Below are 13790 nucleotides of genomic sequence, written 5' to 3'. Positions count from 1 at the left end.
ATTGCCACCACTTAAGTTAACGCTTACATTTATTACTATTGGAAAATTAGCTCCTTTCTTAATCACTGAAATACTTTAGGTTTCAAGATAGTTTTTTGACACTACGTCTCACTATAAGAAACCTCTTCCACTTATATGAAACTCATTATATAGTATCTACCATAAATAAAATTGACTCAGAAGACTCAAGAATCGAAAAAAATTGACTATTCATCTTTGAAATAGAATAAATTTAGTTTTTTTGTCTGTTCCTTCGTTTTTCCGAGCGAACAAACTTTCTTTTTATAAGGGAATGTGCTATACTGTATCCAGAGTTAGACAGATGACTATTATAGTACTTTAAGTACTAAGTCTGTACTCCCTTTTATTTCGGGGGCGTTACGGATTCGACAGGCATAGGTCGAGCTTGGATTGCGTTTCGTAGGTTACGGCTACGTTAAAACGTTACCAGTTAAATATAACTGCTAAAAACAATAACAACACTTACGCTTTAGCTGCGTAAAACCAGCTAGCGTAGATCCTCTCGGTATCGCCCATGTACTCGAGCAAGGGTCCTATAATCAGTGGGATACGCTAAACCTTTCCGTCTGGAAGTTTTAGAAGAGATCATCAGACTAGCAACGTATGATGCCGGTTGTGCGGCTAATACTGAGCGAAATCTTAATAGCATAACTATAAACGTAGAAGTCTAAGTGTCGTTATGTTTGGACAGGGGTTCGACTCCCCTCGTCTCCATAATTACAAACAAACAGCTTGTAAAACTGGTCAAACAGTCTTACAAGCTGTTTTTTATTCTCTTTAGTAATAGTTTAATTTACAAAAACACGCAGTCTAGATTCCATCTACATAAAACAAATATTTTTTATGTCACTCAATTATCTGCTACTCTTAAAATAATAGAAATGTACTTAGGAGGAGGATATGCGTTGAAAAATCAAATCGAACAACTTCAGCACTATATTCATCAATCCAAAAAAATAGCTTTTTTCGGTGGTGCAGGTGTTTCAACAGAAAGCGGCCTTCCAGATTACCGGTCACAAGAAGGTACGTATACAAAGATGGAAGAAAAACAACTGAATCCAAAAATCCGCATGAGCAAACGTTTCATGCTGGAAAATCCAGAGGAGTTCTTTAAACCTAGAGATAATCAGACTAAGCCTCTTATTCCTGAACCCAATGCCGGTCATCGTTTTTTAGCTGAGTTGGAAAAACAAGGAAAAGATGTCCGTATCATCACTCAAAATGTGGACGGCTTACACCAAAAAGCCGGCAGTAAATTAGTGGTGGAACTGCATGGGAATAATCGGCACTTTTACTGTATGGAATGCGGACGGGAATACCCGTACAACGAAATTCCCAGAGATGACACTAATGTTCCACGTTGTCCTATTGATAATGGCATCATTCGGGCAGATGTGATTTTATTTGGTGAGAATTTAAAGCCGGGTATTTTAGATCGAGCCAAAGAATTGATTGCTGACTCAGACTTATTAATTATTGCGGGGACTTCCTTGTCTGTGTATCCGGCAAAAACGTTGATTCGTCATTTCACAGGAAGTGAAGTCGTCGTCATCAATCAATCTCCTTTAAAAATAAAAGATGTACAAGTTGATTTGACGATCACTGAACCGGTCGGAGAAACATTCAGCAAATTAACTGTCCATGCATAAAAAAGTGAGGCTGGGAAATAACTCCCAGCCTCACTTTTATTTTTAAATCAATTGAAACTTTTTGAGTCCTTCGATGATACCGCCGTCTACATTACTGGCAGAGGTTACATAATCAGCTACTTCTTTCACTTCTCCTACACCATTTTGCATAGCGATGCCATAGTCAGCATACTGGATCATTTCTTTATCATTCGGACCATCTCCAAAAGCATAGGTAGGAACATTTTCCAATCCAAGCAATTTTTCCAGCTCTTTGATTCCTGTTGCTTTCGAATTGTTTTTAATGATGGTATCTACACTATAAGGAGTGTTTCGGTAAAAAGACAATTCTGGGAATCGTTCGCGGAAGTGGTTGTCATAACCAGCATCATCGTTAATGATCAATGCCATCAAAACCTCTTCGTTCAAATGAAAATCCTCATCCACTTTCGGAGGCATTGTATGAATATTTTTGTAAGCTGTAACCATTGTCTCGGAATCTTTAGTCGTACGAATCTTATTGTGCGTGTACATAGATAATGGAAAGTCGTGTTCGTCCGCAGCTTCCTTTAATTCTTTCATTAAAGGTTGAGGGATCACACTACGGTAAACTTCTTTTCCTTCATAAACGATATACTGTCCATTTAGTGTGATGAAAGAGTCGATTGGACTATTTTCTAAAACATGTTGGATCTCCAACGGGCTTCTTCCTGTAGCCACAAAAGGAATAATTCCATTTTGTTTCATACTTTCCAGTGCTTCACTGATTTCTTTGTCCAATTCTGATGTAGCATTCAACAACGTTCCATCCAAATCAAAAAATACTAAGCCTTTTGGTTTCACTCTATTTCCTCCATTGTCTCATTTAACAGATGATTTTTACTCGATGTCTTTGAAATGTCTTACTTCATTGTATTTCTCCAAATGATACGCCCCATCACGGTAAGTAGCTACTGAAACGCTCGCATTCAATAAGGGTTGTGGATTTTCCAGTTCAGCAACTAGATTATTCAATAAGTAGCGGATGGTATTGCCATGAGCCACTACAAGAATTTTTTCGCCAGTATCGCGGTGTTTGCTGATCAATTTCATCAGACCTTCTTCAATTCTTGTCCAAAACGTCAAAAAGTCCTCTGCATCATTATGAGGGTCTGCTTTTTTCGTTGCATTCATTCGTTCAGGAATACTGGATTGAGCATACATCTCTGCAACAGACGGATACTTCAATTCTTTATTGATTGCAGCCCAAGCTTTATCCACGTCTTCTCCTTCAAATGAACCAAAAAATACTTCTCTGAATTCCGGCATCATTTCAATAGTCAACTCATCAGCGTGCTTATTCTCTTCTAAAATAATACTAGCTGTTTGAACCGTTCTGCTCAAATCGCTCGTATAAACAGCGTCGAACTTCACATCCGCTAAACCTCTGGCACTGCGGTAAACATCTTCCGCACCTTCTTCAGTCAATGGAGTATTACTCCATCCTTGGATCTTACGGTAATGATTAAAATATGTTTGACCATGTCGAACGAAATAAAATGTACATCCTTTATTCATTCTTTCTCCTCCACTTCTTTTCTAACACTATACTCTATTTACTTATTGTAACAGAAACTCTTAGTAAGTTAATGAAAAAGAGGTTTTATCTTTGTAAAGAAACACTGACTCTAAAAGTTTATCCGATGGACAACTTTTTGGAGCCAGTGTTTTTAAATGAAAGAAGTCCTTCCATTTTCCGGGATATCACCATTTCGATAAGCTTCTAGCAATTCTTTCAAATCACACACTTGGCTTTGCAGTTTCAGACCAATGTCAGTCTCTTTTACCTTTTTGCGTTCTAATTCTTTATCTACCACTCGTCTTGTTGACACAATATCGATTTCATTTTCGATGGCTTCTTGTGGAGAAGTAAAAGGCTGGTGCGAAACCAATACCATTCCAAATGAATTGTACAGCAAGGTATAACCTGCTAAACCAGTCGTCCCTTGATAAGCTTTTGAGAACCCTCCATCGATTACCAGCATTCTGCCGTCTGCTTTGATCGGGTCTTCTCCTCTTTTCTCTTTGACCGGAGTGTGTCCATTGATGATGTGCCCTTTTGCAGGGTCTAATCCAAACTCAGCCAATATATTTTCACACGTTTCAACTTCATTCCGCATTCGATAATAAGCATTTTTCTTTTCTTCATGGCACGCTTTATCTTCAACGTAATAGCGTTCAAAAGTCGTCATTTGATCTTTTCCGAACAATGAGGATACAGGCCCTGTCCACAAGTACCACACGAGATCTAAATACTTATTGTTGTTTGATCGATTTTGATATAAGAATCCTTTTCTTACAGCATCTTCAAACTTATCCAAGAGCGATTTTCCATAAACGTACTTGCCTCTGATTTCCATACCCATAAAACTGCCGTCTTCGTTTAGTGGAATACATCCGTGGAACAGTAAATTATCATTATACGTCAAATACATACTGCCTTTATTGATCAAATAAGAAATGTGTTTTTGCAGTTTTCCACTGTTCTTAAATCCTTCTTTCAATTTTGCGACGATCGTTTTTTCTTCCTCTGTCAACGTGTATGGGTCATTGGGATCAATTGTCGGGAATTGATTGCTGAGTAAAGGATATTCTTTTCCTTTGATCGTAATCGTGCCTTTTTCATAATCGATCTGATTCAACAGCAAGCGATGCGACATTTGAAATTCTGGATGTCGTTCAATAATAGCCGCTTCCAGCTTGAACTGAATAATCGCAATAGCTTGATGAATCTTTGTATTTTGAATGATCTCTTCTTTTAGAATACTGTCTTCCGGGTGGATCTTGGGCGCAAAACAACTGTCAGGATCTCCCGTATACGTTGCTTCAGCAAAATTAGACAAATAACGCAATGAGATACCATAACTCTCTTCTAAAATATCCAGATTATTGTATCGAGCAGAGATACGAATCACATTAGCCATACACACTTCTGAACCAGAAGCAGCTCCCATCCATAAAATATCATGGTTTCCCCATTGGATATCAACAGAATGATGGCGGATCAACGTATCAATGATTTTATCAGGATAAGGTCCCCGGTCATAGATATCCCCTACTACATGCAAATGATCAACGACCAGCCGCTGAATCAAGTAGGCCAAAGCTGCAACGTATTCTTTTCCTCTGTCCAGAGAAATGATACTGTCGATGATTTCGCTGTAATACTCATCTTTATTCGTAAAAGTGCCGTCTTTGAACAACAATTCTTCTGTGATATAAGAGAATTCTTCCGGCATCGCTTTTCGCACTTTCGATTGTGTATATTTAGAACCGACAAAACGGCACAATTCAATCAAACGAGAAATCGTGATACGATACCACTCATGTACTTCTTCTTGGGTTTCAAAAGACTCTACAATATCTTCCGTTTTTTCTTCAGGATAGTAGATAACCGTAGCTAGTGCATTCATTTCTTTTTGCGTTAGTCGATCCGTAAACATTTCTCCAATTTTTTCTTTGATATTGCCTGAACCATTTCTCAAGACATGTTGAAAGGCATCGTATTCTCCATGGATGTCACTGACAAAATGTTCTGTAGCTTTCGGCAAGTTCATGATAGCTTCTAAGTTGATGATTTCTGAAGTTGTGGCACCAATCGTTGGATATTCTTTAGCTAGCATCGTTAAATATTTATTTTTCATTTCCATCTCAACATCTCCTCCCTTAAAACCTATACCAATTAGTATAGCATGGTCAATTCTATTTCATGACGGTAAAATAAAAAAAACTACCTGCGTAGTTTTTCAGCATCAATTCAAACGGACCCTGCAACTACAACTAAATGGGTGATTTCAAAATGTCATGATAAGCATTATGTCCAAATCATGCTCTGTGTTCACTTATCGAACAACCTTCTTTCACCTCTACCAATTCTGCTTTTAAAAACGACTTAAAGAATGTTGATTTCAAACATTTTGTTTTTTTTATTTTTACTACCCTACCATTTTTCTGAAAATAGTACAACATTGTGTTCTTTAAACCAAAATTCACTCTTAAAAGCTGTAGACTTTTAAGAGTGATTTATCGGTTATTCGTATTTTTGTTCAATCAACTGTTGAATGACCTTAACCGCATCATCAGCCGATTGTTTCGCTGATTTGTTTCCTGATACTGTGTCAAAAATCATGTTTTTAGCATTATCCCATACCTCAGCTGTTTGAGGAATATTTGGCATGGGGTTGGCATTTTCATACTGCTCAACAACTGCTGCTTCAACTTCTGTACCTTCTTCCAATAACACTTTTCTTGTTTCTATATTAGCTGGTATTTGTTGGACCGTTTCGTAAAATTCCAATTGGTTCTCATGAGTCGTGATGTATTCCAACCAAGCTTGCGAAAGATCGACATCTTTAGCGTAATTGCTGATTACCCAACCTCTGCCTCCAGCAAATGGTTGATAATTTTCACCGTTAGGCAATGTAGGAATCGTTGTTACTCCAAAATCCACTCCGCCTTCTTCATAGTTTGCTGCTCCCCATGGACCATTGATCACAGCAGCTGTCTTCCCATCAATAAAAGATTGGTCTACGAAATCGCCTACTGTTCCTTCATCCAACATTCCTTGCGGCCATTTAGCATACCATTCCGTCAAATAGTTCAAAGCCTCGACAGACCCTTCATTATTCAATCCAATATCAGATGGATCGGTCCCGTTATCTCCAAATATATATCCTCCATAGCCGGCAAACAGACCATAAGAATAATAAAAATCAAGCCAGTTGGCTATAAATCCCGTATTCATTCCACTTTCAACTTCAAAATCGTATTGGTCGTCTTCCATCAAAGCTTCCAAATCCTCAAAAGAGGTTGGTTCAGTATCGAGTAAATCCTTATTGTAGTAAAGTACCAACGTTTCTAATAAGTAAGGCATACCGTAAATCTGATCATCTACTGTTACTTGCTGGATATCTGTCTCATTGAATCTTCCGTCATCAGGGATGGTGACTGTTGCTAGATTTCCTTGTTGCGCCAGTTGTCCAATACGATCGTATGGGATCATCATTACATCTGGTCCGATATCTGCTGGACCATCCAACGGCAACGCCTCAGCTTGCTCTAATTGCTCTCTGAAGACGAACTCAACAGTCACTCCATGCTCTTCTTCAAAATCCCCTTTGATCGCTTCAAAATAATCTGAATAGTTTTCTTCAATTGATACAGTTAAAACTCCCTCGCCTGAATTTGTTCCATTACCGCCGGATGTATCCGATTCATTATTCCCGCATCCTGCTAATACTGCTGCCCCTATAAACAAGATTCCTGTCAAAACTCTTTTGAAACTGCTCTGCATACTGAACCATCCCCTTCTATATTGTTTCTTTCAGCATACATAATTTTGATACCGTTTTCAAAAGAAGCGGGCTGACGGTTTTCAGACCCCACCTGTTCAGCCCGAAGACTTCATTTCTCTTTCTTTTTTAACCAATAACTGAGCTAAGTCTTCAGAATATAACGGTTCGATATGTCCATATTGTTCAATGACGACTCTGTCTATTTCATCTACTTCTCCATTGATGAAATAGATTTTATCACGGTTATCGCTGTTCTTGATAATGATTCTTTGGAGATCGATATCATACGTGAGGGAATACCCAATGAAAATGATTACCTCTGCTTCTTCAATATCTTTTTTGAGTACCGTCACCCATTGATTCTCTTCTAGAGATTCCAATGCGTAACTGACTTTTGTCAATTTTACTTCTTTATTTAGCGTGTCTTCTACCATATCTTCAATAAATCCGTTCAAATGAATCACGATTTCTCGCCTATCCTTTGTTTGATCCAACTTATTGCTCAACGTTACTGGAATTCTATAAATACCATTTTCAATAGAAGCTTGTTCTGCTGCATCATCATAATTAGTGGTATAAATTCTTTTCCAATTGTATTTCATAATGGTTTTATGCGTCTCGGTCACTTCTTTGATGGAATATTCATCTCTTAACAATTCCAATAAACGAGCTCGACCTTCTTTTTTCTGAAAATACTCTGAAATAACATTTAAACTCTTTTCAGGATCATAGGGCATTCCCATCTCTTCAAATAGTTTCTGAGACAGTTCTTTTGCATCTTTGACTTGCTCATGATTGCTGTTGATAGCTCCTTTAGAAAATCCGGCACCTAAAAACAAAAGTGCTTCACCTTTTAAAACATATTCTAATGCTTGATCTAAGTTCATGTCATTCCTCCATAACTCATCCAAATCACTATCCGTTAGCTGATTTATTCCATTATTTTAGAAGTTGAATGCCAAAAATCCAACAGTTAAAAGATTTCTCTTTACCTGTTGGACTTTTCAAATCAAACTAACGAGCTTTCATCGCTCTATCGATTTCTCGTTTTTGGTCTTTCCGTTTCAAATCTTCCCGCTTATCGTATTTCTTCTTCCCTTTACCCAGACCGATCAATACTTTTGCGTAACCGTCTTTGATGTAAACTTTTAAAGGGATAAGGGTATAGCCGCTGGATTTTGTTTCCCCAACTAAGCGTGCGATTTGCTTTTTATGCATCAATAATTTACGTGTTCTTACAGGATCATGATTGAAGACATTTCCTTGTTCGTATGGGCTGATATGCACATTCTGAAGGAAAATCTCTCCATTTCGAATAGTAGCGTATCCATCCTTCAAATTTATCCGACCTGCTCGAATCGATTTGATTTCTGTTCCCTTAAGGACGATTCCAGCTTCAATCGTATCGATAATAGAATAATCATGACTCGCTTTTCTATTTTGGGCAAGAACTTTACCGCTGCCTTTTGGCATAAGTCTTAGCCTCCTTCACTCATTTTTTTCTTTTTTTCTTCCCGGTTTTTTTAGCAACATCTTTGTAGAAAGGTTTAGCTTTTTTAGGTTTGCTTCCGGTATGTCTTTTCCCTTTTTCAGCAGATCCTTTTCCATCTTTTTTAGCTGGACCTCTTGAAGAACGTTTATCATTCCGTCCTTTTCGCTTGCCTTTTTTAAGGGCATTTTCGTCTGCTTTGACTTCCAGATTTGGATCTGGTATCAATTCAAAGTCTATTTCTCGCAACTCTGGATCAGCTTTTGTGACTTTTATTTTTACTTTTTGTCCAATTTTATATACAACACCAGTACGTTCTCCGATCAGCATCAATTGTTCAGGAATGAAGTTAAAGTAATCATTTTTCATATTAGAAATGTGTACTAATCCTTCAACTGTATTCGGCAATTCTACGAATAAACCAAATTTTACCACTGAACCGATTACACCTTCATAAACTTCTCCTACTTTATCTGCCATGAATTCGGCTTTTTTCATAGAATCTGTTTCACGTTCTGCATCTACTGCTCGACGTTCCATCTTCGAACTTTGCTCTGCAATATCTGTCAGCAAACCTTCCCATTTTTGCTTTTCTTCTTGGCCAGTGCCATTTTGTTCATAAGCTCGAATCAAACGGTGCAAGATCAAATCTGGGTAACGGCGAATAGGAGAAGTAAAGTGAGAATAGTATTGAGCACCTAAACCATAATGTCCTAAAGGTTCTACATCATACTTCGCTTGTTTCATACTCCGCAGCATCATAGTAGAGATAACTGCTTCTTCAGGTTTGTCTTTCACTTGATTGATAACTTTTTGTAAAGCAACTGGAGTTACGTTTGAACTAGAACCTCTCATCGTAATACCAAAAGCTGTTACGAATTCCATAAATCGTTGCATACGATCGCTATCCGGCTGCTCGTGGACACGATAGATTAGTGGAACTTCCATTTTTGAATAGTGTTCCGAAACAGTTTCATTGGCTGCCAACATAAAGGATTCAATCAAACGTTCCCCAACGCCTCTTTCACGTACGATCACGTCTGTTGGGTGGCCAGATTCATCCACAACGATCTTAGCTTCCGTTGTATCAAAATCAATGGCACCTCTATGAACACGGCGGTTCTCAAGTATATGATGCAGCTCTTCCATCATTTCGAACATATCAAGTATATCCGCATGCTTCTCGCGTACTTCCGGATCTTTATCCGTCAGCATTGCATTGACATCAGAATACGTCATTCGGCGGTAAGAACGAATCACACTTTGGAAAATGCGATGGTCAACTATCTCACCTTGCGGATTCAATTCCATTTCACAACTCATCGTTAATCGGTCTACATTTGGATGCAATGAACAAATACCGTTTGATAATCGTTGCGGCAGCATTGGAATCACTCGATCTGTCAAGTAGACACTCGTTGCTCGTTCAAATGCATCACCATCTAATGGACTGTCTTCTGTCACGTAGTAAGATACATCAGCAATGTGGACTCCTAAGTGGTAATTGCCGTTTTCAAGTCGACGAACGGTTACCGCATCATCTAAGTCTTTAGCATCTGCACTATCGATCGTTACGACGATTTCATCTCGTAAGTCTACTCTGCCTTCTATATCTTTATCAGTTATTCTGTCCGGCACCTCATCAGCTTGCTTCAAAGCAGCTTCTGAGAACTCAGTAGGGATCCCATTATCGTAAACGATCGATAAGATGTCTACACCTGGATCATTTTTATGTCCAATGACTTTTTTAACGATTCCTTGCATGCTTCTTGGATACTCGCGGTCTGGATAATGAGTAATCTCAACAATCGCAACTGAACCATCGACTGGTTTGACCCCTTCAGCTTTAATAAAGACTCTGTAATCAGTTAATTTTTTATCCCTAGGATCAATGTACCCATATAAACCAGTTTCTTCGATACCTTCATCATCGTAAGCCCAGAACTCTCCCACTAACTGCGTCAAATTCCGTTCTAATATAGCGGTGATCTTCCCCTCAGGTCCTTTATCGTTCCAAGGTTCTGCTGGATGAGTCACATCTACCGTTACTCTATCCCCATCCAATGCAAATTGAGTTTTGTTTGGCGGAATATAAAGGTCTTGTTCTTCATCTTCAATCGACACAAACCCAAATCCTCGATCGCTGGCTCTAAAGATACCAGATAATACCGGATCTTCTTTCGGCAATTTCAACTTGCCGCTGCGGGTCAGAAAAACTAATCCTTCTCGCTCCATTTCAGCTACTGTTGTAACCAATTCTTTGAAGTCTTTGGCGCTGGTTTTATTCAAGCCCTCACTTAAATCTTTGATTTCAAAGGAAATTGCCTTATTTTCATTCATATAGACTAAAATAGCTTGTTTGAGTACTTCTTTGCTTGTCATAGTTTATCCCCCATTCCACTGTAATTCAGTTAGGAAATTTAATACATCTTGTTCCAATTCTTTACGATCTGGTCCTACTGTTACCGAATGAGGACTATTTTCATACCAATGGAAATCAACATCAGCCTTAGCAAAAGCTTCTTTTAATTCATACGCAATGTGACTATTGATCAATTCATCTTTACCACCTTGAGCAATAAACACTGGTTTTTCAACCGACCCATATTGAGGGGCCATTTCATCTACTAACTTCCGGATGTCAGCTAATTGCTTGTCCAATTTTTCTTCCAATTCTGGAAGACGTTGTTGAATGACCTCTTTTGAATCTCCATTTTTGTATTTCTTCGCGATCATAAAGTCTAAAAATTCTTTTCTGACATTTGTAGTATCATTATGGATAGCTGGTGAACTGAATGTCCCGCTGGCCAATAGATTTTCATCCAACATCAATTTAGTTGCGATGATACCGCCTAATGACAATCCAAAAGCAGCTACCTCTTGATATCCTTCTTCTCTCAAAAACTGAAAAGCTTTTTTAGCATCTTCTATCCAATCTTTAGGAGAAACTTCTAAAATGTCTTCTAGATCATGTGTCCCATGTCCACTAAACGTTGGGCTGTATACCGTATAATTTTCTCTTTCTAATGCTCGTCCTAACATGCGTACGTCATTAGGTGTACTACTATATGCGTGGAATAATAAAACGGCTCTTTTTCCACCTTTAAAATAAAACGATTTGTCTTTCATGCAATGCCTCCTGTTTTTCCCTGTTACTTATATTTTACTTGAAATTTGTGTATTTTCCTATCAATACACAATGAAAAGCGCGCTTATATACCACTTTATTAGGGGCATATATATATAAAAAAAGCCGCCCTAATGATTCGGCAGCTTTTTAAAGTATTTAATTTGCGGATAAATAAGCTAATACGATAGCTAATACGATGAACAACGTTCCTAAGACCGATGTAATACGCTGTAGCACAGCTTCAAAACCGCGTTTTTTTTGTTTTCCAAATAATTGTTCTGCTCCTCCACTTAAGGCACTGGAAGCACTGTTTGTTTTGCTTGGCTGCATGGCAACAATAATAATCAGTAACACAGATACGATCAATTCAGCAATTAAAAGTGTATTGTACAACTTCATTGCCCTCCCGTCTAGCTTTTCTTCTACCATTCACTTTAACATACCTTATTCAAAATTACTAGAAGAGATTCACGTTTTTAACGTTCTATCGCTCTTTTTTCCACTACACTTATTTTACCAAAACCATCGTGCCATAAGGACTTAAAGTCAAAAGAGTATTTTCTACTTTATTGTTGCTGTTCGTTAGAATGATTTTTGCCTCCGAAACTTCTTTGGTCAACTCTATTGTTTCTTCATTGTCTGAAAAATTGCAATAGACCCAGCCTTTTTCATCTCCAAGATTTCGTTCATAAACCACTAACTGGTCCTTCGTTTCTTGCATATGATATTCGCCATCCGTAAAAAGGGGCGTCTTTTTCAATGAAATCAACTGTTTATAAAAGTTCAGAATACTGCTTGGATTTTCTTGCTGACTTTTCACGTTGTATATCTCTTCTCGATTATAACGAGTCCATGGAGTTGCCTGCTGAGTAAATCCAACTTTTTCACTCTCATCCCATTGCATGATTCCTCTTGAAGTATCTCGTGATGTGAAATTTAGGTTGTACATGATTTTCTCATGATCCCATCCTAGTTTTTCTGCCTCCTCATAAAAGGATACAGCTTCTTGGTCTCCCATTTGTTCTGGATCAGTGTATTCGAAATTCTGCATTCCGATTTCTTCCCCATAATAGATGATTGGGATTCCCTTTTGAAGATACAATAGAGCAGCGGTCATCGTTTGGCTGTTATCTCGGTACTGTTTGGTATTGCCGTATTTTTGCTGATGTCTTGGTTCATCATGATTATTCCAATACAGTATCGGTCCGCCAGTATAAGGGACTTTCTCTTGAAATTCTTTTTGAATTTGTTTGAACTTTTTCAAATCAAGTGGAACCCATTGCAGTTCTTTCGGTAATCTATCTTCTACCTGACTCGTGTCTTCAGGAAAATGAGTGAGCGTAATGATTTTATCTACTCTGTCCGCTTCTGGCAGGGTGTATTTCTTTGTGATCTCAGCAGTCGCACTGGTAGCTTCTCCTATTATCAGAATATCTTCATTTCTAGCTTTGATTCTTTTCTTGATTTCATTCAAATAGTCAATCAATCTATCCCCATACTCTACCATCTCTGTTCCAGGTCCTTCTTCATCAGGATGGTCTGGTAAGTTTTTGTCGACAGACATGTAAATAAATGCATCATAGCGAAATCCATCGATTCCTTTTGCGATCAAATAATCTAGAGTATCTAACATTTCTTTTCGCAAATCAGGATTATCCTAGTATAAATCTGCCATACTTTGCTTGAACAAATGCAAATAAAATTGGTCACCGTTTTCCTCTTTCGTCCACACAGATTCTCCAAGTTCCGCCGTCCAATTCGTAGGATGAGATTTCCCTTTTGTAGCATCCGCCCAAATGTAATAATCCCGATAAGGGTTGTCTTTCCCTTTTATGGCTTCTTTAAACCATGGATGTTCGATAGAGGTATGGTGCAATGGAAAGTCATAAATTAGTTTCATCCCTCGTTTATGGACTTCCTCGATCAACTTTTTACCTTCGCTTTGTTCACCAAACAACGGATCGATTTTTTTGTAGTCTATGACATCATATCCGTTGTCGTCTTGAGGAGACAATGCCAACGGATTGACCCATAAAGTATTCACGCCTAGAGACTGAACGTAATCTAAGCGCTGCAAGATTCCTTCAATGTCTCCTACACCGTCCTCATTCGTATCTTGAAAACTTCTTGGGTAAATTTGGTAAATAATCGCTTCTTCCCACCATTTTTTATTAGACATGTTTTCCCAT

The 13790-nt window shown here is 38.2% G+C and carries 11 protein-coding genes, 1 other RNA gene and 1 pseudogene; 2 read left to right on the top strand and 11 right to left on the bottom strand.

The genetic code is table 11. From position 1 onward, the window contains the following. Positions 1-371 precede the first annotated feature (371 nt). Positions 372-738: a transfer-messenger RNA gene (ssrA, locus tag BM137_RS07845) on the top strand. 188 nt (positions 739-926) lie between these two features. Beyond that, positions 927-1670, top strand: a complete 744-nt coding sequence (locus tag BM137_RS07840; RefSeq protein ID WP_177192534.1) for an NAD-dependent protein deacylase — start codon at positions 927-929, stop codon at positions 1668-1670. A 42-nt stretch (positions 1671-1712) separates the two neighbouring features. Here BM137_RS07840 and BM137_RS07835 read toward each other — a convergent pair whose 3' ends face one another. The 11 genes and pseudogenes from BM137_RS07835 to BM137_RS07790 all read right to left on the bottom strand — a co-directional run. Then, a complete protein-coding gene (locus BM137_RS07835; RefSeq protein WP_092480607.1) occupies positions 1713-2492 on the bottom strand; it encodes a Cof-type HAD-IIB family hydrolase in 780 nt (259 codons plus the stop codon). 36 nt (positions 2493-2528) lie between these two features. Next, entirely contained in the window at positions 2529-3206 is a 678-nt protein-coding gene (locus BM137_RS07830) for a histidine phosphatase family protein (protein ID WP_092480606.1), read from the bottom strand. A 152-nt stretch (positions 3207-3358) separates the two neighbouring features. Next, a complete protein-coding gene (locus BM137_RS07825; protein WP_092480605.1) occupies positions 3359-5338 on the bottom strand; it encodes a fructose-1,6-bisphosphatase in 1980 nt (659 codons plus the stop codon). A 380-nt stretch (positions 5339-5718) separates the two neighbouring features. Continuing rightward, positions 5719-6981: an extracellular solute-binding protein gene (locus BM137_RS07820; protein WP_092480604.1), complete on the bottom strand. Its 1263-nt coding sequence runs from the start codon at positions 6979-6981 to the stop codon at positions 5719-5721. A gap of 96 nt (positions 6982-7077) precedes the next feature. After that, on the bottom strand, positions 7078-7869 hold the full coding sequence (locus tag BM137_RS07815) for an SIR2 family protein (RefSeq protein WP_092480603.1): 792 nt from the start codon (positions 7867-7869) through the stop codon (positions 7078-7080). A gap of 127 nt (positions 7870-7996) precedes the next feature. Further along, complete coding sequence (gene smpB, locus BM137_RS07810; protein ID WP_092480602.1) at positions 7997-8455, bottom strand: SsrA-binding protein SmpB; 459 nt, start codon at positions 8453-8455, stop codon at positions 7997-7999. Positions 8456-8474: 19 nt separating this feature from the next. After that, on the bottom strand, positions 8475-10853 hold the full coding sequence (gene rnr, locus BM137_RS07805) for a ribonuclease R (RefSeq protein WP_092480601.1): 2379 nt from the start codon (positions 10851-10853) through the stop codon (positions 8475-8477). A gap of 3 nt (positions 10854-10856) precedes the next feature. Next, a complete protein-coding gene (locus tag BM137_RS07800) occupies positions 10857-11600 on the bottom strand; it encodes an alpha/beta hydrolase (RefSeq protein ID WP_092480600.1) in 744 nt (247 codons plus the stop codon). A gap of 157 nt (positions 11601-11757) precedes the next feature. Then, positions 11758-11994: a preprotein translocase subunit SecG gene (gene secG / locus BM137_RS07795; RefSeq protein ID WP_092480599.1), complete on the bottom strand. Its 237-nt coding sequence runs from the start codon at positions 11992-11994 to the stop codon at positions 11758-11760. A 115-nt stretch (positions 11995-12109) separates the two neighbouring features. After that, entirely contained in the window at positions 12110-12322 is a 213-nt protein-coding gene (locus tag BM137_RS11465; protein WP_425248181.1) for a hypothetical protein, read from the bottom strand. A gap of 27 nt (positions 12323-12349) precedes the next feature. Beyond that, positions 12350-13780 (bottom strand): annotated as a pseudogene (locus BM137_RS07790) (alpha-amylase family glycosyl hydrolase); the annotation flags it as partial. Positions 13781-13790: the final 10 nt, after the last annotated feature.

The sequence above is a fragment of the Desemzia incerta genome, assembly GCF_900115825.1.
GTDB lineage: Bacteria > Bacillota > Bacilli > Lactobacillales > Carnobacteriaceae > Desemzia > Desemzia incerta.
This window is presented reverse-complemented; position numbering and strand designations above follow the sequence as displayed.